Origin of the sequence: Microcoleus sp. Pol10D4, assembly GCF_036701555.1 — a bacterium.
Taxonomy (GTDB): domain Bacteria; phylum Cyanobacteriota; class Cyanobacteriia; order Cyanobacteriales; family Microcoleaceae; genus Microcoleus.
In genome coordinates this window covers 86,490-111,749 of the sequence record NZ_JAUBRA010000012.1, presented here as the reverse complement: position 1 = coordinate 111,749, position 25,260 = coordinate 86,490, and the positions used below count along the sequence as shown (strand labels likewise).

Here is a 25,260-nt window from a genome sequence, read left to right as displayed (position 1 = left end):
CCCATCACACTTTTTTAATTGCCAAACTCTTGAGATAAGCTTCTGGATTTTCCGGGTTGAATTCTGTGCCGTCAAAGAACTTCTCAACACCCCGAGACGTACTTTTCGGAATGTCAGCATCAGCAACTCCGGCTAATTTGGCTGCGGCTTTCCACAAATCTTCTCGGTTGACTTTATCGATGATTGTCTTAGAATCGGCCAAGGTGTTAGTTGGCAAGAAACCCCAGCGCACGCTTTCGGTTAAGAACCACAAATCGTGACTCTTGTAGGGATAAGAAACGTTGCCGAGGTCGTCTTTCCAGTACAGCGGACTCATCTTGAAATCGTCGATCGCTGGTTGGCCGTCACCCATGAGGTACTTGCCTTGGTAGGGAGGTGTCAAAACTGCCGGAGCTACGTCAAAGTAGTTTCTGCCAGAAGTAATGGCTACTAATTCTGGGCGATTTTCTGGTTTGTCGCACCACTGCTGCGCTTCGATCAGTCCTGCTAGCAGGGCTTCTGTGGCCTTGGGGTGTTTGTCTACCCAGTCGCCACGAATAGCGAGATATTCCTCTGGGTGATCTTTCCAGATTTGGCCAGTCAGGGCGGACATGAAGCCGATGTCCTCTGTGACGATCCGCAGGGGCCAGGGGTCGCCGGTACTGAAACCGTCCATGCTGCCGGTTTTCATGTTGGCTACGGTTTGCGCTGACGGTACTGTTAGCAACTCGGCTTCTGTGTCGGGATCGATGCCGTTAGCTGCTAGCCAGTAGCGAATCCAAAAGTCTTGATTGGCTTTGGGAAAGGTGTAGGCTGCTTTGAAGGGCGTGCCTGCTTTTTTGAGGCCTTTCATGTAGTCTTGGGCCGCTTGGTCTAGTTTAAGCCCGATGCCTTTGCCTCGGTGTTTGGCTGCGATCGCAATTCCATTTCCTTGAGTGTTCAACTGGGCTAGAACATACATGGGGATTTGGACGCTGTTTTTGGTAATCAACCCTTTACTAATTTGATAAGGCATCGGCATTTGCCACTGGCCACCGTCAATGCCGCCGCCTGCCGATCCAATTTCTAGGTTATCTCTGGCAGAACCCCAGTTGGCTTGCTTAGCAACTGTTACCTCAGTCATGCCGTATTTGGCAAAAAAGCCTTTTTCTTGGGCAATGATTAAAGGTGCTGCTTCGACGATCGGGATGTATCCCAATGTGATTTTAGTGCTTTCAATTCCTTCGACTCTTTTCTCGTTGGCAACAGCCATTACTGAGGTAGCTGCGGGTATCGCGCCGTCAGCACCAGCAGTGGCACCGGGTTCTGGAGGATTTCCCAAACAGCCTTTGAGCAGTATTGAACTGACAGCAGATGCACCTGCTGTAACGATAAATTTACGCCGAGAAAATTGCTCTGAAAATTTTGTCATAGTCTAGCCTCGCTGCAATTCATAATCTTCTGTAACGACATCACTGAAGTTTATCAATGCGCTTTTTTTCTGTTCGTTAATGGAATTTAGCGAACTGTTTTGGGCGCTGGTTCGCAGGAGGGATCAAAAGATTTATAGCTAGCATAAGTCTTTAAACTATCCCTGCTGATTTTACACTTTTGATTAACTCAATATCTCGACGATCGGCCGAGCGGTGCGATCTCCCAAAAAGCGAGCAGCACATTTTCTTGGCTTGATAATTAACTCTACCGTACTATTGCAGAAATTCTAAAACAATTATTAAATTTGATTGATAAGTAAATCTTTTAGGATCACGCTATCGATAACGAACCGTTGGAAAGGGCGAGCTGGTTGGCTTATCAAAACTGCTTCAAACTAAGACTTGCTGGGTAAAGGTTGTAACGAAGGCCGATCGGGCAGCCTTCAACTCTATTGTCAATAAGTTGCCAACATCGCAGCTACCGCACATTTACTTTGTTAATATATGTCTATTTTTCTTCAGAGCTATTGTAGTCTTTTATACAGAAAAAATTAACATTGTACGATTCGCCTATTTTCAAAGGGTTAACTGGTTTTCAGTGGTGGACTAAAATTGGCGCTTAATCGTAAGTAATTTACCGGATATGATATGACGTGGGCTTTCAGTTGCGATTTCTGTAAAACAGAGAAACCGGGTTTCTTCAAGAAACCCGGTTTCTAAGCACCCGAAATTACTAATCGGTCGCAGTACCTACAAGTTCGATTAGTTCGGTGGATCAAAGCGGTTGACGGAGAGAGCAACACCGATCATTGGCAGAGCGACACCGAAGCAAATCAGCCACTGATCCAGATTCATCGGAGCCGTCTCAAATATGCGATTGACAAAGGGAGAGTTAGCAAAGATAATCTGCAAAATTATCGCCAGAACAATTCCCACACCGAGGGCGGGGGCGCCACTAACTTCTTCCTTAGAACCGCTAAATTTAGCAATCAAAGAAGGCAACAACTGGCTGAGACTCAACAGGTAAAAAATTCTCCCCATTACCAAAGCTTGAATCGCCATCGTGCGGGCCAGTTCCAAGGTTCCCCAAGGAGCTTGGCGTACCCATTCAAACATTCCGAAAATCAGAGTCCAGTTGTAAAGAGAAATAGCGATGATCCGCTTGATCCGATTTTGAGTCAGGAAAGGTTCGTTTACCGGTCGGGGCTGCTGTTTCATGACTCCCGCTGACTTGGGCTCGAAAGCCAGAGGCACTGTCATGGTGATCGAGTTGAGCATATTCAGCCAGAGAATTTGTAGCGACAAAATCGGCAATTCTCGACCTAGGAGGGTGCTGAGCAAAATTGTCATTGATTCTCCGCCGTTGACTGGGAGAATGAAGCTGATTGCTTTGAGCAGATTTTTGTAAACCGAGCGCCCTTCTTCGACAGCAGATTCGATCGACGCAAAGTTATCATCGGTAAGAATCATGTCGGCGGCTTCCTTAGAAACCTCAGTACCGCTGCCCATCGCAATACCGATATCCGCTTGTTTCAGCGCCGGCGCGTCGTTAACGCCGTCTCCCGTCATCGCCACAATTTCGCCTTTTTGCTGCAAAGCTTCTACCAGGCGGAGTTTTTGTTCGGGGGCGACGCGGGCAAAAACTGAGCCGGCTTCTACGGCTTCGCCGAGTTCCTGCTTGCTCATTGCTGCGAGTTGAGCGCCGGTGTAGGCTACAAGTTCTCTGTGGTGTTTAGTTTTGCGGAATCCCATGCGGCGGGCGATCGCCTTGGCTGTAGCGATGTGGTCGCCGGTAATCATTTTGACTTGGATGCCGGCGGTTTGACAAGCTTGGACGGCTGCGATCGCTTCTGCGCGCGGCGGGTCAATCATGCCTTGGAGTCCCAAGAAAACCAGCCCTGACTCCAAATCCGAGTGATCGACGGAATTTTGGCTTTCGGGTACTGGCTTTTTCGCTAAAGCCAAGACGCGCAAGCCTTGCTTTGCCATTTCATCGACTTGGTGGTGGATTTGTTCGCGATCGACTTCTACCGGATTTCCTTGGGTATCGAGACTGGAACCGCAGCGGCCGAGAATTGATTCTACGGAACCTTTGACGTACAAAATTTTGCCAGTGGGAGTTCGGTGCAGCGTCGCCATGTATTGAAACTGAGATTCAAAGGGAATTGAATCCAACCGCTGCATTGACTTGGACAAAATTTGCTGGCTCAAATCAGCTTTTTTGCCTGCAGCAATTAACGCTCCCTCTGTCGGATCTCCGACGACTATCCAATTATCGTCTTTGAATTCCAGATGAGAGTCGTTGCAAAGGAGTCCAGCTTGTAAACATTCTTGCAAAGTTGGAGCTTGGCTGACAGTAATTGGCAGTTGGTTGAGTTGAATTTCACCTTCGGGGCTGTATCCCGTACCCGTAACCGAGTAGGATTCGCCGCCAGAATAGATTTCTTGCACCGTCATTTGGTTTTCCGTCAAGGTTCCGGTTTTGTCGGAACAGATGACTGTAGCGCCGCCGAGGGTTTCCACTGCGGGCAATTTGCGGACGATCGCGTGGCGATTTGCCATCCGGGAAACGCCTACGGCTAGGGTGACGGTAATGACGGCGGGTAAGCCTTCGGGAATTGCGCCGACAATCAGCGCGACAGCGGGTTCGACTGCTTCTTTAAAGGCTGAAACTCCCTCTGGGACAGGTCTGCCCAATCTGACGGCGAAGGTCAAGGTTGCCATTCCCAACACGAATAACAGCCAGTTTTGACTGAATTGGTTGAATTTGCGGGTTAAGGGGGTGGTGAGGTCGATGTGCCGATCTAATAGTTGGGAGATTTTGCCGGTTTCGGTTTTATTGGCGATCGCAATTACGATGCCGCTAGCTTGGCCAAATGTGACAAAACTGCCGGCATAGGCCATGTTATCCCGTTCTGCTAGTGGCGTTTCTTTTGGCAGAACTATGTCTCCAGACTGTCCTAATTCTTTTTCGACAGCAACTGATTCCCCGGTGAGTCCCGATTCGTCGATTTGCAAGTCGCGGACTTTCATTAAGCGCAAGTCTGCCGGTACTTTGTCGCCGGAAGTCAGGGTTACTAAGTCGCCGACAACGAGTTCTTTGGAGGGAATTTTTAATTTTTTGCCGCCCCGAATAACTGTGGCTTCAGTGGTGACAGCTTGGGCTAGGGCTTCAATTTTTTTCTCTGCTCCAGCTTCTTGGATGAAACTAATAGTAGCGTTGGTGGTGGTTACGCCCCAAATTACACTAGCGTTTAGCCATTCTCCGATCACTGCTTTGATTAAACCTGCACTCAACAAGATGATCAGGAGGGGTTGATTAAATTGCAGGAGAAATTTTAACCAGGCTGGTTTCCCTGCTTTAACGGTTAGTTCGTTGGACCCGAATTTCTGTTGGCGATGGTTGGCTTCTGTTGGTTCTAAACCGCTTTCCAGGTTGGTTTCTAAGATTGTTGCAACCTTGGATATTTCTAGGTAGTGCCAATATTGCTCTGCTACGTCTACATCGTTGGCGGATCTTGATGGCATGATTCTTCCTGAATATTTGGGGTGTGTGAGGAGCTTCGATCGCTCATTAATAGGCACGCTCAATACAACTCAGCGCTCGTTGGAGCGTGAATATATTGAGCGGCTTAATTTTTGGTTGATTACTTTAACGGGCTGTGACTTACATCTATAATACAACGGATGTGGCCGTTTGTGGCAAGATATTTGGGGGATTTTTTCCGGCGCTAAATCTTGTTTGGGACTTGGTGGCTAAGGTGGGGAAAAGTCGATCGAATCCCTTGACATTTTGCAAATTTTAGGTGTGGTTGAAGACAGAGGGAAGAAGGCAGAAGGCAAAAGAAAAATGCTGCCATTCCCCCACTCTCTCCTCCTCCTCCGCTGCCCCACGGACGATCGCATAAATGTTACAACCTAGTTAAGCGACCATATTCTGAACTTATGGAAATAGTAGTGACGCTGGTGCTGGGTTCGGTGCTGTTAGTCTGGGGAATGCGCTTCGGGCGGGTGTTAGTTCGATCGTCCGTTACAGAAGAGGATTTGTTTAAAGGCAGAAATTCGATCGCCCTGGCTTTCGCTATGCCCTCGCCTGCGATCGTTTTGACTTGGATGCCGACTGTTTGACAAGCTTGGACTGCCGCGAGATCAATTCATGACTCAATGCTATAAATTGCTAATCTGCTAGCCCAAAAGATTGAGCGCCCTTTAGACAATTGAATTGAGATTTTGGGCTGCCTCGTTCAATTGTTGAGTGCCTAATTTGGTTTGAGTAATACCACTAGCGGTTTCTTTTGCCGCTAGGTTGAGGCTGTTCATCGCCTCCACTACTTGTTTAATAGCAACTGCTTGTTGTTGAGCAGTTAGAGAAATTTGTTGATTGTTCAATACCACATTGTTAACAGCATTTGCTACTTCCGAGAAAGCTGCTGCTGTTTCTTGACTGATTTTGGTTCCTTTTTCTACTGTTTTAGTACCTTCCTTTGTCACCGTTACGGTGGAATTTATCGCTGTCTTGATATCATCGACAAGTCGATTAATTTTCTCGGCTGATTTCTTACTTTGGTCTGCTAGTTTGCGGATTTCTGTGGCTATGACAGTAAAACCTTTGGCGTTTTCACCCGCTCGGACTGCTTCTACTGAGGCATTTAGTGCCAGCATATTTGTTTGATTTGCTAAATCTGTGACATCAGTAGAGATATTGCCAATTTGATCGGTTTGTTCGCTCAATTTCAGAATTTGGGCCGCCATTGCCCCGACATTTTCTTTCAATATTATCATCGATTCCAGGGTTTGCTCCACTGCTAGGGTTCCCCTTTCAGTGCTCTTTAAAGCTTGCCGTGCAGATTCCGCACCAGCTTGGGCTTGCTGGGCTGATTGTTGGGAAGCCGCGCCCAACTCATCCATTGTGATTGTAGTTTGATTTACAGAGCTCGATTGCTGTGCGGCTGTGCGTTCCTGCTGTTCTACTGTGGCCGCAATTTCTGTGGAAGAACTGGCGATCGTATTTGCTACCTGATTGATTGGTCGGATAATTTTATTAAAAATAAATAATACAATAAATGAACCCAATACTACAGCAACAACCGTACCTCCTATAGAAACAATCACCGCTAATTGCTCCGACTGTTTTGCTAATTTTGTTCGTTGAACCAGTAAAGCATCTTCTACCTTAAGCATTTCTCCCAGCTTATCCCTAATTTCATCCATTAACATCCTGCCTTTACCTGAAATCACCAATGCTCTTAGCTCTGCTTCTTTACCAGCCCTTTTCAGGGATATAGTTTCCGCTAATTCATCGAGTTTTTGCTGACCCAAATTTTCAACTTCCTCCAAAGTTTTAACTTGTTTAGGGATATCTTTTACTAAGTATTTGGTCTCATTTACTGTTTTATAAAAAGCGACTGTCCCCTTTTTGTAAGGTTCTAAAAATTCTTCCTTTCCAGCGAATATAAACCCTCGCTGTCCTGTTTCAGCATCCAATAAAGTTTTTTCTAGGGCTTGCAAATTTGTCTGGACTACATAAGTGTGCGTTTGCCACTCAATAGCTTTTGCTAACTTATCCATACTCAATTTAGTGGCAAATCCGATGCTAATCATTAACAAAAAAATGGAGCCGAAGCCCAAGGGAACTACTTTACTAAGCCGAATAATATTTTGCCACATATCACTTTTACTCCTTGATTCGTTGTTGACTTTTGTGGGGAAATTTACAGCATCAATAATTTGCTGATCTTTTTTACCAAAGTAGTTATTTAATCCCTAATACTAATTCATAATTAATGCCAGTTTTTTCGTAAAAAAATCCAGCGCTTCTTTTTGCTTTCTTTGCTTTACCAACTCAACCATTGACTCAGACTCATCAATAAAAATCTGGCAAAACTTAATGTCAAGCAAGCGATGCAGGTCAAGCCTTTAGGATTAAGAGTTGTTTGGCCTGCTTGGATTTGGGATAAATCCTGTTTATTCGATTGTAGCGGGAAATTCAGGAACGAAACCCAAACATCGTCAACTTCTCTCCCCCACTCTTCCTCTCTCTCATTATTGATTGGGGTTCAAGTCGATCGCATAAATGTTAAAACCTAGTTAAGCGACCATATTCTGAACTTATAGAAATAGTAGTGACGCTGCTGCTGGGTTCGCTGCTGTTAGTCTGGGGAATGCGGTTCGGGCGGGTGTTAGTTCGATCGCCCGTTACACAAGAGGATTTGTTTAAGGGCAGAAATTCGATCGCCTTGGCTTTGGCGATGCCATCGCCTGCGATCGTTTTGACCGACAGCATCCAGGATACAAGCCCCCGGATTCATTCCTTCGGAGACTCAGGACCCAGAAATAAAAAACCTGTATCCGATAAAAAAGTCGCCGAATTTATCGGTGGGGTCAATGCTTCAATTATTTAATCTAAAATCTAAAATCTAAAATCTAAAATCGATTGACTCGGTGGCGAAGCGGTGAAAAATCAAAAACTCGGATTTTTGCCAAAAGTCTTTTCGAGAAGTTCGATCGCCCGCTACAATAAGTAAGAGCCGGCACCGCTTTTTGCAATGAATTCAGAATCAACTCTCGCTAGACTACAAGCTACACTTCCCGACGGAAAACTGCCTTCTAGCTACGGGGTATACTTCAAAAACACCCTAGTAGCCCTATGTCACGCCCTAGAAGACCACATTTTGCAAACCAGTGGCGGGGACAAAAGCGAACTCCAACCCTTAGTTTTGGTAACGTTTCAGCAGGGTAAATGGTATTTACAGGAAGCCGATCGCTACCTAGATATTGCTAATGCCTCTCGGCGCGTTGTCATCGGTGCAGTAGCCGACAGCGGTTTCGCTACCCACAAAACCGGGCAATTAGAAAATGTATCTTTAATAAATCTCGATGAGATCGACCCCTTAATCCAAGAATGGAATTTAATCATCCTCGCCCCGACATACAAAGCAATGGTGCTTTGCCGCGAACTTTCAGACCAGGAATACTTGCCAGAAGGCAAGCCGGAAGTAGATACAGAACGAAAGTTCTACGGTTTGTGGTCGTTTGACCAGTCTTTGGTGTCGGCTGCTGCAGAAATTTTTATAGAACAGACGCGACATTACAACTCCCCCCTGGCCGACAGTTTGCTGGAAATGTACCACGAAATCCTGGCTACCAAAGGCCCGCCCTTGGCAGACATTAGTGGCGTGGTATCGCGGATAGTCACTTACCTGCAAAGTTCTCAGCAGCAAATGGTAGCAATTAACCGCCAAACCCGCGAGTTGTGGGAATTGGAAGGTCAAGCTTTGCGCGTCAGCCGCAATTTGAACGCTAACAAACTTCAAGCTTTTCTGCGGATGGCCCAGCGCGTGGACGAACGCGATACCGCAAATCCTACAGCGTCTTTGCAGGTGGCGGCTTTGTCGGAAACTTTGGGTCAACTGCTGGATTTGCCGGCTTTGCAGTTGCGGAGGCTGCGGCTGGCTGGATTGCTATTTCGAGTCGGCTTAGTTTCTGCCCCGAATGAGGTGTTCGATCGCACTCCCGATGCTTTTGACCAAGCAACTTTCTCATTTTGGCGCGATCGCAGTTTCATCGGTTCCCAACTGCTGCAAGCAATGCCGGAGTTAGCACCTGTTGCCGAAATTGTCAAGTACAAACTTGAATATTGGGACGGCAGCGGCAGGCCAGAGGGTTTGCGAGCGGAAGCGATACCGATTGCTTCGCGGATTTTGGGGTTGGTCGCTTATTTTCAAGAACTGACTCAACCGCGTGGCGATCGTGCGGCTTTGAGTTTGAGCGAAGCTTTGGAAGAGTGCCGCGAACTGTGCGGCACTCGCTTCGATCCGGCTTTGGTGGAAACTCTGGGCAACGTCGTCAGGCTGGCAGAAATGGGTTTGATGGAGTTACCAACTCGCCCAAGCCAACTGCCTAACGTGTGGTTGGAGGAGGGCGATCGAACGACCTCGGCCGCTCCGGCATTATAAAATAACTCGACTGTTGACTGTTGACTGTTGACTGTTGACTGTTGACTGTTGACTGTTGACTGTTAACCAACAACTGACAACCAACAACTGACAACTGACTAATGACTAATGACCTCGAAGCCATACGCAAAGGCAAAATTTTGATGTTGGCCGGCGCTGATTTAGCCGGCAAAGACTTAGCGGGAGCCGATCTCGCCGGTGCTAACTTGTCTCAAGCCAACTTGAGTGGAGCTAATCTCGCCGGCGCTAACTTGCAGCGGGCCGTATTGCGAGCCAACCTCCGAGGTGCTGACTTGAGCGGTGCTGACTTGCGAGGCGCAGATTTTCGCAATGCCGATTTGCGGGGCGCTTCCTTCGCTAACGCTTTAGTCCGCGACGCAAGTTTTGGGGGTGCTTTTTTGACGGCGGCATCCATCGGCAATTTGGATTTGAGCGGTGTCGATTTGCGCGGTGCCGATTTGCGGGGCGCTGCTTTGGCTAGGGCAATTTTGCTTGGTGCCGATTTGAGCCATGCCAATTTGTCCGGCGCTGATTTGTCGGGAGCTGACTTGGAAGAAGCGATCCTGAATGGAGCCGTACTGCGGGGCGCTAACCTGACAGGGGCTAATTTGCTTTGCGCCAGGATCGAACAAACCCTTTGGGATGGAGCGTTGCTCGATCGCGCTTGTCTCGAAGGCACCCCCCTGAGCCTTTAAATTTCAACAATGTTGTTTTGAAGACAGACAAAAAAACAAGATCTGCTTATAGAGTGAATAAGCACAAGCGATTTTTACATTTCTTAATATAGGGTTATAATGGCGACTGTAGATGAGCAAACGAATAAATGGTAGCAGCTTTGTTTAGCGGTACATCCTTTCAAGGTCAAAGTGGCGATCGCCTTGTTAGTAAAGTAGCAGGAGCTGCGATCGCAGCCTTATTCAAGCGTTCTGAAAAGGCCGAGGCCAACATCCGAGTCGAACCAGTAGCCAAACTCTTGCAGGGAAGCATCGACGGTTTCGACTTTGTTGGCAAAGGTATGTTGATGTACAACGGCCTCCGCATAGAAGTGATGGAACTCTATCTGCAAGCAGTCTCAATTGATTTTGGGGCGATTTTTGCAGGTCAAGTGAAATTGCGGCAGCCTACCCAGGCAAATATGCGAGTAGTCTTAAGTCGATCGGATTTAACCACCTCATTCAATACACCTTTTGTAGTTGAAAAACTCCAGAAGCTGAAGTACCAAGAGCAATCTCTGCACTTTCAAAACACTGAAGTCAGCTTCGGAACCGACAAATCAATTCGGCTTCAGTCCGAAATTACCGTAGGCGATGCCAGCGAACCGGTCACAATAGATATTACAGCTCAGTTGCAAGTAGAAGACAGACGCAAAATCCAATTTGTCAGCGTTACTTACGGCGGTGACGAGCAAGCAGTAGACTTGGGCCAAGCTATAATTGCCCACGTAAATAACTTGCTAGACTTAGACAAATTTGCCTTAGAAGGCACTCAACTGCGAGTAGACCGCTGCCGAGTTCAGAACGACGAGCTGGTTTTCTACGGTTGGGCTGGTATCGAACAGTTCCCCAAAGGCAAGCGCTAAACCTCAGCAGGCTGAGGTTTGCCCAGCCATCTAGTTTGGAAAAAGAGCATTTTTCAGTTAGCAAACAACCCGCACCGGCGGGTTTTGCTTTAGATTTTAGATGGGAAGAAAAATCTCAGATCTAAAATCTCACATCTAAAGTCGATCGACGCAAAATCAGCACTGAGGTTGATTCGGTCGGGCAAATTATTTTGATATATTTAAATAATAAATTAAACCACCCTCAAGAATAAAGATGCTCGGATTTTATTTATTTTGTATCTACGTCGCAGTCTTGTCCGTATTTGCCGGGTCGAACCACCGCCGGTCTGAGAAATGGTGGGTAGAAATTGTCACCGATTTGCCCCACTGTACCTACTATTTTGGCCCCTTCGACACCGACAAAGAAGCTTCCAGCAATACTCCCGGCTACATAGAAGACTTGGAAAGCGAGGGAGCCAAAAGGCTTAGCATCCGCATCAAACGCTGTCAGCCTTCGCATCTTACCATTTGCGAAGAAGAATTCTCAGAAACTGTAGCGATTTAAGGATGTTGAGTTTTGAGTTAACTCAAACCTCAACAATAATATAAACACACTCTTCTTCTACTCCTTACCTTGCCGACTTTGTATGTCTAGCAGTCACTTACAGCCACCCAGTCTAAAACTCTTCTCCACCGAAATGCTGATTTTAGACAGCACCAACTCTCAAAAATTACCTGCGTCAAATCAGCACTAAGGACGAGCCGATCGAGTTATTTGCCCGGATAAGTTGAGAAGAGTAAACACTGCTTAACTTGTTGCAGAGGTGAATTATGTTTGAAATTTATATGTTCGGTATGTTCCTGGCGGCGGTTTCGATACTGACTCAACCGATGGCCAGCGGTAGAGGTCGCGAGTGGTGGGTGGAAGTTGACACAGATTCGCCCAAGCACACCTATTACTTTGGCCCCTACGACAGCAAGGATGAAGCTTCTAATAACACTAACGCCTACATCACAGACTTGGAAAAGAAAGGAGCTAAAAACATTAGCATCAACATCAAGCAAGGTCGCCAACCAAGTCAGCTAAAAGCTAGCGAAGAGTCTTGAGAAAGTGGAATGCTCAACTATGAATAGGTTTATCAACCTAAATCTCCTCGGGCGCGGGTTCACCAATAATATCGATGAGTTCAGAGCCAGGATATTTGTAAACCCGCCTAAACCCAAGGGATGATTCGCTCCTCTTCCTAATTTTGTTTTGTACGAGCAATGCAAGTTTTTTCAAAGTAGCGCTTGGTTTAAATTGCTCCGGGGATTAAAAGTGCGATTGGCTTTGATTTTTTCATAGCATTCGCGTTCTACAGTGCTAATTTCTTTCGGTGTCACGATCGCAATTTTTACTAACAAATCAGTCCGCTCGTCTTTCTTCGGTTTCGGCCATCCTTTGCCCCGCAATCGCAAAGACTGACCCGAACGAATCCCGGCTGGAAATTTCACAGTGATCATACCTTCAGGCGCCGGCACTTCAATGGAAGCTCCCAACACCGCTTCGTCGGGAGTTATCGGCACTTCGCAGACCAAATTCTCTCCCTCAAACTGGAAGAAAGCGTGAGGCAACACTTCTAATTTTAGGTACAAATCTCCCTGTTGCTTGGTGTACGGGTCAACTTGGCCTTTGCCTTTTACCCGAATTTTACTGCCGGTTTTCACTCCGGCTGGAATCGAAACTTCGCCCGTGGCGACTCGCTTAGAAGTTCCCCGAAATGCTTCCCCTAGAGTCAGGGAAATGGCGACCTCGGTGTCGAGAGAGCTTCCGGCGGTGCGGTTTTCGTACCCCGCGAAATCTTCAAATCCGCCAAACCCGGTGGGCCCGCCGCTGCTAGTGCGGTAGTTACTGTAATTCCACTTACCGTTGCGACCACCACTAGCGCCCGGGCTACCTGCGCGGCCGAGCAAGGCATTGATAAATTCGTCAAAACTGCCGTACTCGCTGAAGTCAACCCCGCCAAAGTCTACAGTCGTACCGCCCCCGCCTGGTGGCCATCCGCCTGGAGTTGTGGCAGCTTGCTTCCAGTATTGACCGTATTGGTCGTATTTTTTGCGTTTTTCAGGGTCAGAGAGCACTTCGTAAGCTTCGTTTACTTCTTTAAAACGAGCTTCGGCTTCTTTGTTGCCGGGGTTCATGTCCGGGTGATATTTGCGGGCTAGTTTGCGGAAAGTTTTTTTAATTTCGTCAGAACTGGCACTTTTGTTGAGTCCCAAAATAGCGTAATAGTCTTTAAAATCTGTTGCAGACATTAACCAATCCCCTCTTTATTAGTTGTTATTTGTTAGTTGTTAGTTGTTAGAAAGAATAAATCCCAAATTAGCCGCAGGATGGCGCATTAGTATAATGTCAGGAGCCGAAGTGCCTGCGGCATCTCATTCAAATTATAGGTTATCAAAGGTTTGGACTCGATCGAGTTCGGTTGTTGCTTGGCGTTCGATCGCAATTTCCGCACTCCGCTGCTGTTTAAGATTTTATAGCATTCGGCTCTCTCATGCACAAGGGAGCCGGAGCAGCCGCTTCTAGAAATGCTTTTGGCATTCGACAGCAAAAACAATGCTTTCATCAATTAAGAACGTCCTTACCATCTGGGCCGTTGCTATACCTGTGACCTTTGAGACGGTGAAACTCCTGCGGCGCCAACTTTTGGGGAGTTATGAGGTTTAGGGCTTTCGGGAGGCGGCAGCCCGATTGAGGTGAGGCGGGGAAAGCTGCTGCTGTTGCGGGCGCGAGCCCAGGATGGTTAACTGGCGCGGACGATCGAGCTTTTTTTGGTCTTTTTTTCCGGGGCGCGTTGCGATGGCTACGCCCCGGCTTACGCCTACGAACTTCTCGATATGAGTTGATCACCCAATCCCAATCTTAGCAGGTTTTCATCAGCAAGTTCGGTCAAATCTGGTGTCTGAATTGTGACTATATAATACCCTAAATTGCGCCGTTCTTCCACAAAATTTCTAGATATTTTTTATTCACCCCAGACCCGTGCTATAAAATTTTATTTTTACAACCTCTGAAGAGATTTAAATCCAAGTAATATAACATAATTTCTCCCCTGTCTGTTAGCTACATCACACACTTTTATAAAACACTAAGATAGGATAGTAGAGCGATAAGCTTTTAACTGTACCAGGGTCATAACATTATGAATTATTTGCTAAGTTGGCCTTGCGGCTGCTGCGACGATTGGAAAGATAGTTCCGAGAGTTCGGTTGTACTCAGAAACGGGCAGCGCATTTGTCAGTCGTGCTACCAGCGCAAATACAAGAATCAGAAGCTATTCGCCAGACGCAGGCGATCGGACATATCTATATCACGGCAGACAGTAACAGAGACTGTCGCTTATTGATAATGCGCGAGCCTTTAAACAAAGCCAACTATTTCGACAACCTCGCATCAGCGGTGAAAATTAATAATCAACAAAAAAAGAATGAATTTCGTCATCAGTCATCAGTCATCGGTCATTGGTGATCTGTCACTAATTTACTTATTTATCATCAGTCACTTGCTGAGAGGTAACAGATTTTAACTTAAAAAACTAATGACTGACGACTAATGACTAATGACTAATAACTAAATGATAGTTCCATCAGGAATCGTGGCATTTTTCAGAACTACGATAATGCCGCTGCGGATGTAAAAACCTTGGTTTTCGCGGTTGGCTTCTTCCACTCCGTCTTTATTAATTATTTGAACATTGCGGCCGATGCGGGCATTTTTATCCACAATCGCGCGCCGAATTGTAGTATCTGCACCGATACCCAGGGCGACGCCGCCGCTGTCCAAACTCGAATGCCGTTCGGCGTCGGGTTCGTAGAAGTCAGAACCCATTACCAGGGTGTCTTGAATCGTACATCCAGCTTCAATCCGCGATCGAACTCCCAACACAGAATGGTCAATCCGGCACTGTTTCAGAATGCAGCCTTCAGCAATAATCGATTCCGTCACGTGAGTATCTAAAAGCTTAGTCGGCGGCAAGAAACGCGGGCGAGTATAAATCGGCGCATTTTCATCGTAGAAACTGAAAGGTGGCTTAGGCTGTTTTGTCAGAGCCAAGTTAGCATCGTAAAAAGCCTCAATGGTTCCGATATCTTCCCAGTAATCGTCAAACAAATAAGCTTGAACGTTGTGGTCTTTTGCATTATTCGGAATAATCTCTTTACCAAAATCTGTTTGGTTGGGAGATTCCTTCAGGAGTTTAATCAGAACTTCTTTTTTGAAGACATAAATCCCCATCGAAGCAATGTAAGGACTTTCCTGAGCCTGCTGCGGTGTCAGTCCCAGTTTAGTAGTATCCACCTGCATTTGTTTGAGCGCATCGCCTTTTGGCTTTTCGCTGAATGAAATAATGCGACCGTTGTCGTCGATTTTCGTCAAACCAAAATCCGAGGCCCGCTTCTCGTCCATTGGCAAAACCGAGAGGGTGATATCGGCGTTGGTTTCGCGGTGTCTCTGCACAAACTTTTGGTAGTCCATGCGGTAGAGGTGATCGCCCGAAAGAATCAAGTATTCGTCAACGTCCCACTCTTCTAGCAGCCAGAGATATTGGCGAACTGCGTCGGCTGTCCCTTGAAACCAGTTGGGGTTTTCCTGAGTTTGCTGGGCAGCAAGCACCTCGGCAAATCCCTCGGTGAAGCCGGAAAACTGGTAGGTGCGAGCGATGTGACGGTTGAGGGATGCCGAGTTGAATTGCGTGAGGACGTAGATTTTGACTATTTCCGAGTTGATGCAGTTGCTGACAGGAATATCGATGAGGCGATATTTGCCTGCGAGGGGAACTGCGGGTTTGGCTCGCAGTTTGGTTAGGGGGTAAAGGCGGGTGCCTACACCGCCACCGAGGATGATGGCTAAAACTTTTTTCAAGGAACTTTCTCCCTAGGGTCGATTAACTCTCCAAGTACAGTGTCGGATGGTGAGGGCTTCTTGACAAGGGGGGGGAGCAAGGAAGTTTTGAGTTTTGAGTTATGAGTTGAGTCGCTTACCCACAAACCGGGTTGTTTAATCCAAATACTTCTTCGCACCCTCAATAAGAGTTAAAAAAAACCGGTTTAGAAGAGTTGGAGTGTGTCCGGGGCTGGAGTTATGGCTTTTGAGTTGTGAGTTAAAATACCCCTCAATCAATAATTGATTTTAAAAAAAATTGGGAGGTGTGAGTTAAAACACCCCTGAATAAATAAGGGCAGTTTAACAAAAGAATAAGGTTCGGGGTTTGGGCTGTTAATTACAAGTTTTTTGGGTAAATTCCCCGTTTTGGCAATTTCTCGATCGAGGCTCATGGCGGTATTGTTCTTTTTCAAGGCAGGTTGATGATCGCACCGCCACGCCCGCTGACACTCTGTATGGGCCCTTCTTCGCACTCTGGTTCTGCTGGAATTTGATCCGGTTCTTTTGGCTGGCGCTCCTGTTATCTGAGTTGGTCCGACTCCACACCAGTCAGAAAGCACCGCCCGCCGGGACGATAAATTTTTAGGTAGAGTCAGTTTTCCATCTTAGATTGAGTGCAAATTTGTGTAATTTTTTACAATTTGTCGATCGACAAAATGGGATAAAGTGTCTATTCTCTACCAAAAGTTAGATCCCCTAGAAACCTCTGCTACTGTAGCCTAAGCCGTAAAAGCTAGAAAAAGTGTATGCAAATTCAAACGCCGGACTGGGTTAAAAACGCAGTATTCTACCAAATATTCCCCGATCGCTTCGCCAAAAGCAAACAGCCCCGCAAACGCATGCTGCAAAACTTCATGTGGGAAGAATGGCACGCAATCCCCACCCTGCAAGGCTACAAAGGTGGCGACTTGTGGGGCGTGATGGAACAGCTAGACTACTTGCAAGACTTAGGCATTAACGCAATTTATTTCACCCCCATATTTCAGTCGGCCAGCAATCACCGCTACCACACCCACGACTACTATCAAGTCGATCCGATGTTGGGTGGCAATCCAGCTTTTAAAGAGCTTCTAGACGCAGCTCACGATCGCAATATCAAAATCGTCCTAGACGGCGTATTCAACCACGCCAGCCGCGGCTTTTTCTTCTTCCACGACATCCTCGAAAACGGCCCCGGTTCTCCTTGGCTCGATTGGTTTAAAATTGAAGGCTGGCCGTTATCTGCCTACGACGGCAATTTTCCTGCTAATTATGCCGGTTGGGATGGGAATCGAGCCCTTCCTGTATTCAATCACGAGAATCCAGAAGTGCGAGAATACATCATGGAAATCGCCGAATATTGGATTAAATTCGGCGTCGATGGCTGGCGCCTGGACGTTCCTTTTGAAATTAAAACCCCGGGATTTTGGCAGGAATTTCGAGACCGAGTTAAAGCAGTTAATCCCGAAGCTTACATTGTGGGCGAAGTTTGGGAAGATGCGAGAGAATGGCTCGACGGCACTCAATTTGACGGGGTAATGAATTATCTTTTTGCTGCACCGACTATTGCTTTTGCAGCGGGAGACCGGGTAGATTTAACTCAAATTGAAGGCCGTGCTTACCATCCCTATCCGCCACTTTTTGCTAAAGAGTACGGCGACAAAATTCAGCAGGTTTTGGAACTGTACCCGTGGCCAATACAGCTAACTCAACTTAATTTGTTAGCCAGTCACGATACTGCGAGGTTGTTAACAATTGCAGGAGGCGATAGAGCTAGTGTCGAACTCGCAACTTTGCTGCTGTTAACTTTTCCCGGAGCTCCTAGCATTTACTACGGCGATGAAGTTGGTTTGCCCGGTGCTCTCGATCCCGATTCTCGTCGCAGTTTTCCCTTACAAGGTCAGTGGGAACTTGATGTTTTAGATTATCACAAGCAGTTGATAGCTTTGCGGCACAAATACGCTGCCCTCCGCACTGGTTCGTACCAAGTTCTGTTTGCTGAGGGAACGGTTTACGTTTTTGCCAGAATTTTGGGGGATGAGGAAATAGTTGTTGCTGTCAATGTCGCGACCGAAGAAGCTAATATTAGCTTTGAGCCAGCTAGTTTGAAATCTCCTCACGATAAATTGCTGTTCGGTAAAGGCGAGTTTGTTTGGAAAGGTGACGGGGAAACTCGCCTTTTAGAATTGATGCTGCCGGCGCGATCGGGATTGATTTTAGGTTCGGATAATTAGTTCAGCAATTATGCAAGTGTCACGATCCAATTGACTTGTAGGGTGCGTCAGACCGAGTTATGGACGGATGATCGATGGCTTGGGATCTGACCCACCTTACTAATTGTGACACTTGCGTAATTTCTCTAGTTTAAAATGTAAGGTGCGCCCATAAGCACCCTAATAAATTTAGAGAGGCCGCAAGTTTGATTATGCTGCCACCAATGCTGGTATTAGCACCGCATCAATGATATGGATGACCCCATTGTCGGCAAGAATATCTGGAGTGATAACTTTAGCCTCATTCACTTTAATGCCGTCAGAAGTATCAATTCCCACCACAGAACCTTCCACTGTTTCAGCAGAACTTAACTCAAGCAAGTTCTCAGTTAGTACCTCGCCAAACAGAATGTGATAAGTCAGAATTTTCTTGAGCTTGGGTATGTCTTCCAGCCAAGAGGCAATAGTGTTCGTAGGAATTTTGGCAAATGCCTCATCAGTTGGTGCTAAGACGGTGTAGGGGCCCGGACTTTGCAATAAATCTAACAAAGCAGCCGCTTCAATAACAGTCACGAGGGTTTTGAAAGAACCGGCATTTGTGGCAGTCTCAACAATATCAGCCATGATGTTTTTCAGGAGTGCAAATAGCAGAAAATGAATCAGAGGCGACAATCATTTTAGCAATTTACAAATAGCAGAAAATGAATCGGAGGGATGATGATTATTTTAGTCATTATAAGTTAACTCGGTTGCCGACCCTGATGCCTCGGCCCGATCGACCTTTTTGGCTTATACTTGGGTCCCCTCCTCCCCTTTGCGGAAAAACTGCTTTAAAATCTCTCCGGGTTCTCTGTCCCAGGTGTCGATATGTTCGTAAATTAAGCCGTCTTTATCCAGTTTATAAGTAGAGTAGCCGTTAAAAAAAATCCGAGCTTTCCAGGGAACCCGCAGGGTCCCGCGAACAGTCCAATTTGCCACAATAGTATCAGGGGCTGTCTGACCTACGTCGTGCAGGTCGAAGTAAATCTCGTTAAAGAATAGCTGCCCGTGAAATCGCAGAGTCCAAAAGATAATGCGATAGTTGATTTTTCCTTTAAATTTGTTAACAGGGTCTTGAAAATAAACATCTTTTGTGTAGATGTCGTAGGAGATGTCTTTCTCAAAAAGCGTCGGGAGCTCCGCTTTCAGGGTATCTACTGCTTGTTCTACCTGCATTTGATATTCGCTCGCGCTCAAACTACCACCTTGTGACAGTATTAATTTATAACTTTAAATGAATAATCTCGATCGGCAGCGGGAGGAGAAAAAAATTGATACTTCATCCAGCTCTAATCTTACCTCTAATTATATTGTCCCCCTCGGCCTTTCTGCTGACCCGGACTTGCGACATCGAAACCTTGGCACAGATTTGACAGAACACCCCCACTCCTCTGACATTCTCGCAGAAATCAACAGCGGCAAGCTGTTGATGGTAGATAGCCGTCGCCGGAACGGCCTAATTCTGATTAAACGCTTCCACGCGGAGTTTGCCGGGCCTGGGGCTGCCGTTGGGGGCGCTTTTGAGGTTGACTCTCACCAGGCTATTCCCGTGGGCGATTTTTGTTTGGTTTGCCCTCAATCTCCCGAAGAAATACAGAAAGCTTTTGGAATTCGGCGGCAGTGGGTGCGGTTAATGGAACAGTTAACGGCCAAGCCGGCAGCTTTGGAACGCGCACAAATGGTTTTAACTCAGTTTGAACAATATTTGGATTCGGAAACGGTGGCACAAATTTCCGATGAAGCTTTGGCACTTTTAGTAGGCGTATTTCCTCAAACCATTCGCGCGGCACGGCAAGCAAACGATCGAGGATGAAAATATTTTATCTATTTCCCAATTCTAGCCTGTGGCTGCAAACTATCAAATCAGATGCCAAATTAAGGACACCCTAACTCTTCTATCATCCGCTGACAATGCTGTGTTATACTAACCGACAAAGCATCCATATCGAGCGGAGTATTCCCTACAGGAAGCTTGGTGGCAAAAGTGCGACCGAGGTGCAATCTATCCCATACAGAACGTTTTTGCCCTGCTCGCCCACTTCCAGGGTCATGTATCCCGAATCCCGATATTTCTCTATTCCAAACAGGGCTGAAGTGACGGATCAACACTGCTTCTCCCCATGAAACTAAATCAATTTCCATCGGCGCGACTTTGAACGCAAAATCCTCAATTTTTAGATTGTCTACAGCTTCAATAGATTTTCTATGCTCTGACAAGCGTCCGTAAATAGTGTTGCCAATAGTTGTACGCCCCGTCCGACGACCGCCCGGAGCTGCTTTACCTACATAAATTGGCAGACAGCACTTACTCAAGTTTGCCTGTTTAATAAGGTTATACATTGAGAAGTCGCCCTGGTAGTACAGCAAATATGCTCCGCAATATTGGATCAAATCCTCCCTGACACGATCGAGTTCCTGAAGATTATAACAATTTTGCCTGCCACAGAAAGCGATTAAGTTTTCTTGTAAATCTGGCGGGACTCTAAATACTTCGAGCATAGAGTAAATTCTCAAATCTAAAATCTCAAATTCATTGAATACACTCTCGCTGTTCTAACTGTCTCCAGTCGCGATCTAATGCTAGAGGCAATAACTTCTGCCAAACCGACTGGTACAGCATTCCCCAACTGCTTCATAGTTTCTGTCCAACTGTGAGGAAAGAAGTATTCGTCAGGGAAAGTTTGCAGTCTAGCAGCTTCGCGAAGCGTAAAGTAACGCACCTGTCCCGTGGGATCAACTAACATATTTTCTCCTCCAGGGACCCCGTGAACTCCTGCTTTTAAAGTTTTAGCTGGTTCATCTAACAAGCTGCCTGTATGGCCTGGATACTTTCTGGCTCCTGGTATAAAAATGTGATTTAGTACGCTGTTTTGGCTTTCTTTATTGCCTTCTTGTGGTAAGTCCGAAATGGCATCCCGCACAGTGCGCCAAGGCTGTTTTTGAGGTGGAAACAGATTGAACTGAAGATTGAAGATGCGCGAGGAAAGCTTGCTAGGTATGTCTGGACGATCGCTGTTAGAGATTTGATTGCGCTCCCAATAATTGCCAGTCACCCATTGCTCCCAATGCAAGGCTTCCTGAGAACAAGTTGGTTCAGGAAAAGACCACTCTAATCCTAAATCCGAGCGAAAACCTACAATAAAAACCCTTTCGCGCTTTTGGGGAATGCCGTAGTCTGCCGCGTTGAGTAAGCGAAACACTACACGGTATGATAGTCCCTCACCGCGACCGGCGGTATGATGCTGTTCTAACCGGGACAGGTGATGGGGCCAATCCTCATCCAGTCTTTGTACCACTTCTGGATAAGTGAGTTGTAGGACAATATACTCAAAATATTTAGTGAAGGAGGAACGTAATAAACCTTTAACATTTTCGATAACAAATGCCTTGGGTTTGAGTTCTCGCACGGCGCGAAAAAAGTGCGGAAACATATTTCGCTCGTCTTCACTTCCGCAGTGTTTTCCTCCTACAGAAAAAGGCTGACACGGCGGCCCTCCAGTTAGGAGGTCTACCCCACCTTTGACTTCTAGGGATGTAAAATCGAATTTAGCGATATCTGTCTCAAAAACAGACCAGTTGGCGAGCACTTTTACACCCCGCCGCTGATTTTCGCGAATTGTCTCGCAGGCGTTTTTGTCCAGATCGATAACTGCTTTGTGACAAAAGCCTGCTTTTGATACGCCTATTGCTAAGCCTCCTGCTCCGCTGAATAGTTCTACAGAGTTCATTATTAGCATTGTATTGAGCAACGGTGGATATTAATTTTAATCGAAAATCGCTCCAATTCGATCGACTGTCCGCTGATTTTCCTCCGGGCTACCCACCGTAATTCGCAAACCTCCGCCAGTATGCCTAATTAAAGTACCTCCCTCTTTTAGCTGCTGCATGATTTGTTTGTGTTCAGTTTCGGCTAAATTACGATCGCCGGCTTTCACCTGCAGGTAAACGAAGTTAGCCGCACTCGGCCAAACTTGCAATTTTTGATGCTGAGTTAGCGCAGCAATTAATTTGGTTCGCTCTGCTATAATTTCGGGAATGGTTGCTAGCAATAACTGCCGCTGCGCTAGAGCTAACTCGGCTGCAGTTTGCGAGAAACTGGGAAGGTTGTAGGGGAGGCGGATTTTTTCTAAGGTGGCTGTGAGTTCGGGATGGGCGATCGCATATCCGACTCTCATTGAGGCTAGTCGAAATGCTTTGGAAAATGTGCGTAAAATTATCCAATTCGGGTGATAGTGCAATTGGTCTGCTAACGTATTTTGGCTGAATTCAAAATAGGCTTCGTCAATTACTACTAATATCTCTTCGGGTAAAGTTGACAACCATTCTATTTCATCGGTTGTCAAAGCATTGGCTGTGGGGGAATTGGGATGAACGACGAAGACGGCGCGCACGGGGGGATTTTGATTTTGGAAGATCGCCCTTTTAGCAGCCTCGATATCGATTTCAAAATTCTCCTCTTTCCGCTGAACACTCACAACGGGAATTCCGAGGGTTTGGGCGATTATTCCATACATCGAAAAGGTGGGATTCGCAACGAAAATAGAGCCGCCACCGCCCAAACAAGTAGCTATTAAGATGGATCGAATTAGTTCGTCGGAACCGTTGCCCACAGAAATATTGTCGGCTGTAATGGAGGTTTTTGGTAGTGTACCGCCCCCACTCCCCTGGTTAAGCGGGGGGACATTTAGGGATTCATTGACGTATTCGGCGATCGCCTCTTTGAGCGCTGCGTGGCCTCCGTCGGGATAACGATTTGTCTCAATTAATTGCTGGTAAGTCCAAGCTAGCTTTTTTTTTAATTCTTCTGGCAAGTCGTAGGGGCATTCATTGGTATCGAGGCGATCGAGTACACTTTCCGAGTGCGCTGATTCTCCTGACGCGCCCCCCGGATGGGGAGTGTATGCGGTAAGTTCGGCTAAGTCTTTTCGGATAAAGGGAAGCATGGTATGATTTTAAACTTTTGATTTAGATTGTCACCTTAGAAAGCAAGGCTGAAGGCAAAAGTCAAGAAAAATTACGAAGGCAAAAATTTTCATTTTTTACCTCCCTGCTGAAATTTCTGCCTAATGCCGACTTACGAATGCTGTATCAAAGGCGTCTAAACTTAGGATATAGCCTTTTCTATCTCGAAAGCAACAGAAGAGAGGGAAGTAAGTTTCTGTCGCTCGATTGATGTGTCGGTTGTCGCCAATTGATTATTCTTATAAAGTAACTCCTGATATTTGGAAACCGAGTATGAAAGTCAAGCCTTCCGATATATCTAAAAATACCGCCGCTACCCTCATAGCTTTGAGTTTGGCTGTTCTCCCTTCAGCTATGCCTGCCTCAGCTCAAACGGAGTCAGCTCCGGCACAGAATAATACTGATTCTAATGGAGTTGTTCTAGACAGAACTCCATTTCAAGAAAGCAGACGCGACAACAATCATTGGGGTGCTTTGGGTTTGTTGGGCATCCTCGGTTTGGCGAATCTGTTTCGCAAGGATGAACCCAAACGCTACCGCGATCCGATGGGCGAATAATTTTTTAAACGGCTATTCTCTTCGAGGGCTGCGCTAACGCACAAGCCAAAAACCAAATCAACCCTCATGGATTCAGAAACCGGTTTTTTTACCGAAAGACTGGATTATTGCCTTTAATCCGAGCAAAAAATCCGGTTTCTTTGGTATTGATAGCCATTTTTGCCACAAACAAAGTTTATTCAATCGCGCCACAAAGCAATCCCGCCCAATAAACCGCTCACATTTGGTACTATTTTAACCTGTGGCGGTAACTCAAAAACTATCTTTTTAGTATTGCCACCACCGATGTAAATGCGATCGCAGTTAAAGAGATTTTGCACAGAGGTGAGCGCTTTTTCCAGACGGCGATTCCATCTTTTGGAACCGACTGTATCTAATGCCGATCGCCCTAATTGCTGTTCGTAACTTTCCCCTTTACGAAAAGGGTGATGTCCTAACTCTAGATTTGGCACCAAGACACCATCGACAAATAAGGCAGAACCGAAACCGGTGCCAAGGGTAATTACTAATTCTACCCCCGTCCCAGCAATTGCTCCCAATCCTTGAATATCGGCATCGTTAGCCACTCGCACAGGTTTCCCCAAGCGATCTTTGAGGGTAGTTTCTAGGTCAAAATCTATCCAAGACGGATCTAAATTCACTGCAGTTTTGATGACACCTAGACGCACAACGCCGGGAAAACCGACAGATACTCGGTCAAATTCCCCTTGTCCGCTGGCTAAAGAGGCGATCGCCTCTAGTACGGGTTCGGGTTTCGGGGGTTGAGGAGTTTCTACACGGCTGCGTTCCGTTTGGGGTTCGCCTTCATTGTCCAAAACCATAACTTTGATGCCACTTCCGCCAATGTCAACGGCTAAGGTGCGAGTCGATCGATCTTGTTCAGTCATTTGATTGTTAAGACTTGCAAGTTGGTCAAATTTTAATTTTTGAATGGGCAAAACTTTTGAATCGCTTCCCACATTTCCGCTAGGACATTTCCCAAAGAATGATCGTCTTCTAATTCGATTAATTGCACCCAGGGACGGTTAGCGGCAAAATCTCTGCTAGCTTGAATCGGTATTATTGTATCATGGTTGCCGTGAAGAATTAACGTAGGCACTGAACGCATTAATTTTTCTTCAGGGTATTGAGCCATATCTGCCACAAACTGATAATTCAGCGGCAGATAACCTTGTTCGCCGTAGTGGTAAACGGGCAAATATTTCTCAGACTGCCATTTTTCTAACTGTTGTTGTCCCAACAGTGGTAGCCAGTGGGAGATAAAGTCAAAAGCCGGTGCTAACAAAACTATTTGCTTTACTGACAATTGTCGCTGGGCCAACCAAGCTGCTGTCAGTCCCCCAAAACTAGACCCAATTATAGTGACTCCCCCTATATCTCTTACATTTTCTGTTGGAGATTGGGAGGATTCGCTTGACAAAAAGTCTGTTTCTATTTGATTTAATTGGCGGGTGAGAGTGATCCCCGAAAAATCGTTTTGATTGAGATCGGGAGTTTTTAGGTCAATTCCTAGGTAAGAAAAGCGATCTCGGAAATATTTAGCCTTCGCTGAATCGGGACTTGAAGCAAATCCATGTAAATAAATGTAACTCGAATCGTTTTGTAGATTCATCCAGAAAATTTTATGAGACTTCCCAACTAATTATTTTAACTTAATATGAGTCATCAACTAAACTAAAAAACTTAAGACACTAACTCA

General features: G+C 46.3%; 24 protein-coding genes. 11 read left to right on the top strand and 13 right to left on the bottom strand.

Annotated elements, in window-relative coordinates; translation table 11 throughout:
* Positions 1–4 precede the first annotated feature (4 nt).
* Both QUA36_RS09555 and QUA36_RS09550 read right to left on the bottom strand, forming a co-directional pair.
* The gene (locus tag QUA36_RS09555; protein ID WP_333309944.1) at positions 5–1,390 is read right to left on the bottom strand and encodes a CmpA/NrtA family ABC transporter substrate-binding protein; all 1,386 of its coding nucleotides are present in this window, start codon (positions 1,388–1,390) and stop codon (positions 5–7) included.
* A 763-nt stretch (positions 1,391–2,153) separates the two neighbouring features.
* Positions 2,154–4,919, bottom strand: a complete 2,766-nt coding sequence (locus tag QUA36_RS09550; RefSeq protein WP_333457051.1) for an HAD-IC family P-type ATPase — start codon at positions 4,917–4,919, stop codon at positions 2,154–2,156.
* Positions 4,920–5,336: 417 nt separating this feature from the next.
* On the opposite strand from QUA36_RS09550, the gene QUA36_RS09545 reads away from it, so the two are divergent.
* Complete coding sequence (locus tag QUA36_RS09545) at positions 5,337–5,519, top strand: hypothetical protein (protein ID WP_333457049.1); 183 nt, start codon at positions 5,337–5,339, stop codon at positions 5,517–5,519.
* Between the two features lie 81 nt (positions 5,520–5,600).
* Here the strand turns inward: QUA36_RS09545 and QUA36_RS09540 are convergent, their stop codons facing one another.
* A complete protein-coding gene (locus tag QUA36_RS09540) occupies positions 5,601–7,058 on the bottom strand; it encodes a CHASE3 domain-containing protein (RefSeq protein WP_333457047.1) in 1,458 nt (485 codons plus the stop codon).
* Positions 7,059–7,513: 455 nt separating this feature from the next.
* Between QUA36_RS09540 and QUA36_RS09535 the strand changes: the two genes are divergently transcribed.
* From QUA36_RS09535 to QUA36_RS09510, 6 genes are all read left to right on the top strand, one after another.
* Complete coding sequence (locus QUA36_RS09535; protein WP_333457046.1) at positions 7,514–7,792, top strand: hypothetical protein; 279 nt, start codon at positions 7,514–7,516, stop codon at positions 7,790–7,792.
* A 144-nt stretch (positions 7,793–7,936) separates the two neighbouring features.
* Complete coding sequence (locus QUA36_RS09530; RefSeq protein WP_333159428.1) at positions 7,937–9,346, top strand: HD domain-containing phosphohydrolase; 1,410 nt, start codon at positions 7,937–7,939, stop codon at positions 9,344–9,346.
* A gap of 101 nt (positions 9,347–9,447) precedes the next feature.
* Entirely contained in the window at positions 9,448–10,041 is a 594-nt protein-coding gene (locus QUA36_RS09525) for a pentapeptide repeat-containing protein (protein WP_333159426.1), read from the top strand.
* Between the two features lie 128 nt (positions 10,042–10,169).
* The gene (locus QUA36_RS09520; RefSeq protein WP_333159424.1) at positions 10,170–10,925 is read left to right on the top strand and encodes a DUF2993 domain-containing protein; all 756 of its coding nucleotides are present in this window, start codon (positions 10,170–10,172) and stop codon (positions 10,923–10,925) included.
* Between the two features lie 235 nt (positions 10,926–11,160).
* Positions 11,161–11,451, top strand: a complete 291-nt coding sequence (locus QUA36_RS09515) for a DUF1816 domain-containing protein (RefSeq protein WP_333159422.1) — start codon at positions 11,161–11,163, stop codon at positions 11,449–11,451.
* 266 nt (positions 11,452–11,717) lie between these two features.
* On the top strand, positions 11,718–11,993 hold the full coding sequence (locus QUA36_RS09510) for a DUF1816 domain-containing protein (protein ID WP_333370602.1): 276 nt from the start codon (positions 11,718–11,720) through the stop codon (positions 11,991–11,993).
* A 171-nt stretch (positions 11,994–12,164) separates the two neighbouring features.
* Here the strand turns inward: QUA36_RS09510 and QUA36_RS09505 are convergent, their stop codons facing one another.
* Positions 12,165–13,181 (bottom strand): J domain-containing protein, encoded by a 1,017-nt coding sequence (locus QUA36_RS09505; RefSeq protein WP_333457043.1) that lies wholly within the window; start codon positions 13,179–13,181, stop codon positions 12,165–12,167.
* An 86-nt stretch (positions 13,182–13,267) separates the two neighbouring features.
* Positions 13,268–13,495, bottom strand: a complete 228-nt coding sequence (locus tag QUA36_RS09500; protein WP_333457041.1) for a hypothetical protein — start codon at positions 13,493–13,495, stop codon at positions 13,268–13,270.
* A gap of 576 nt (positions 13,496–14,071) precedes the next feature.
* On the opposite strand from QUA36_RS09500, the gene QUA36_RS09495 reads away from it, so the two are divergent.
* A complete protein-coding gene (locus tag QUA36_RS09495) occupies positions 14,072–14,275 on the top strand; it encodes a hypothetical protein (protein WP_333159416.1) in 204 nt (67 codons plus the stop codon).
* 224 nt (positions 14,276–14,499) lie between these two features.
* Here QUA36_RS09495 and QUA36_RS09490 read toward each other — a convergent pair whose 3' ends face one another.
* Complete coding sequence (locus QUA36_RS09490) at positions 14,500–15,789, bottom strand: glucose-1-phosphate adenylyltransferase (protein ID WP_333159414.1); 1,290 nt, start codon at positions 15,787–15,789, stop codon at positions 14,500–14,502.
* Positions 15,790–16,556: 767 nt separating this feature from the next.
* On the opposite strand from QUA36_RS09490, the gene QUA36_RS09485 reads away from it, so the two are divergent.
* A complete protein-coding gene (locus QUA36_RS09485) occupies positions 16,557–18,023 on the top strand; it encodes a glycoside hydrolase family 13 protein (RefSeq protein ID WP_333457039.1) in 1,467 nt (488 codons plus the stop codon).
* Between the two features lie 189 nt (positions 18,024–18,212).
* On the opposite strand, the gene QUA36_RS09480 is transcribed toward QUA36_RS09485, so the two are convergent.
* Together QUA36_RS09480 and QUA36_RS09475 are read right to left on the bottom strand one after the other, a co-directional pair.
* On the bottom strand, positions 18,213–18,626 hold the full coding sequence (locus QUA36_RS09480) for a fasciclin domain-containing protein (RefSeq protein ID WP_333457037.1): 414 nt from the start codon (positions 18,624–18,626) through the stop codon (positions 18,213–18,215).
* A 165-nt stretch (positions 18,627–18,791) separates the two neighbouring features.
* On the bottom strand, positions 18,792–19,217 hold the full coding sequence (locus tag QUA36_RS09475) for a DUF2358 domain-containing protein (protein WP_333457035.1): 426 nt from the start codon (positions 19,215–19,217) through the stop codon (positions 18,792–18,794).
* A gap of 58 nt (positions 19,218–19,275) precedes the next feature.
* On the opposite strand from QUA36_RS09475, the gene QUA36_RS09470 reads away from it, so the two are divergent.
* Positions 19,276–19,854 carry a hypothetical protein gene (locus QUA36_RS09470; protein WP_333457033.1) on the top strand — a complete coding sequence of 193 codons (579 nt, stop codon included), beginning with the start codon at positions 19,276–19,278 and terminating at the stop codon, positions 19,852–19,854.
* 62 nt (positions 19,855–19,916) lie between these two features.
* Here the strand turns inward: QUA36_RS09470 and QUA36_RS09465 are convergent, their stop codons facing one another.
* The 3 genes from QUA36_RS09465 to QUA36_RS09455 are packed head-to-tail and all read right to left on the bottom strand — an operon-like array spanning position 19,917 to position 22,984.
* Positions 19,917–20,540, bottom strand: coding sequence for an Eco29kI family restriction endonuclease (locus QUA36_RS09465; protein ID WP_333457031.1), 624 nt, complete (start codon positions 20,538–20,540; stop codon positions 19,917–19,919).
* A 17-nt stretch (positions 20,541–20,557) separates the two neighbouring features.
* The gene (locus tag QUA36_RS09460; protein WP_333457029.1) at positions 20,558–21,769 is read right to left on the bottom strand and encodes a DNA cytosine methyltransferase; all 1,212 of its coding nucleotides are present in this window, start codon (positions 21,767–21,769) and stop codon (positions 20,558–20,560) included.
* Between the two features lie 36 nt (positions 21,770–21,805).
* Positions 21,806–22,984 (bottom strand): histidinol-phosphate transaminase, encoded by a 1,179-nt coding sequence (locus QUA36_RS09455; protein WP_333457027.1) that lies wholly within the window; start codon positions 22,982–22,984, stop codon positions 21,806–21,808.
* A gap of 292 nt (positions 22,985–23,276) precedes the next feature.
* Between QUA36_RS09455 and QUA36_RS09450 the strand changes: the two genes are divergently transcribed.
* Entirely contained in the window at positions 23,277–23,561 is a 285-nt protein-coding gene (locus QUA36_RS09450) for a WGxxGxxG family protein (RefSeq protein WP_333159396.1), read from the top strand.
* 179 nt (positions 23,562–23,740) lie between these two features.
* On the opposite strand, the gene QUA36_RS09445 is transcribed toward QUA36_RS09450, so the two are convergent.
* Together QUA36_RS09445 and QUA36_RS09440 are read right to left on the bottom strand one after the other, a co-directional pair.
* A complete protein-coding gene (locus tag QUA36_RS09445) occupies positions 23,741–24,448 on the bottom strand; it encodes an ROK family protein (RefSeq protein ID WP_333159394.1) in 708 nt (235 codons plus the stop codon).
* Positions 24,449–24,480: 32 nt separating this feature from the next.
* Positions 24,481–25,173 carry a YqiA/YcfP family alpha/beta fold hydrolase gene (locus QUA36_RS09440; protein ID WP_333159392.1) on the bottom strand — a complete coding sequence of 231 codons (693 nt, stop codon included), beginning with the start codon at positions 25,171–25,173 and terminating at the stop codon, positions 24,481–24,483.
* Positions 25,174–25,260 lie beyond the last annotated feature (87 nt).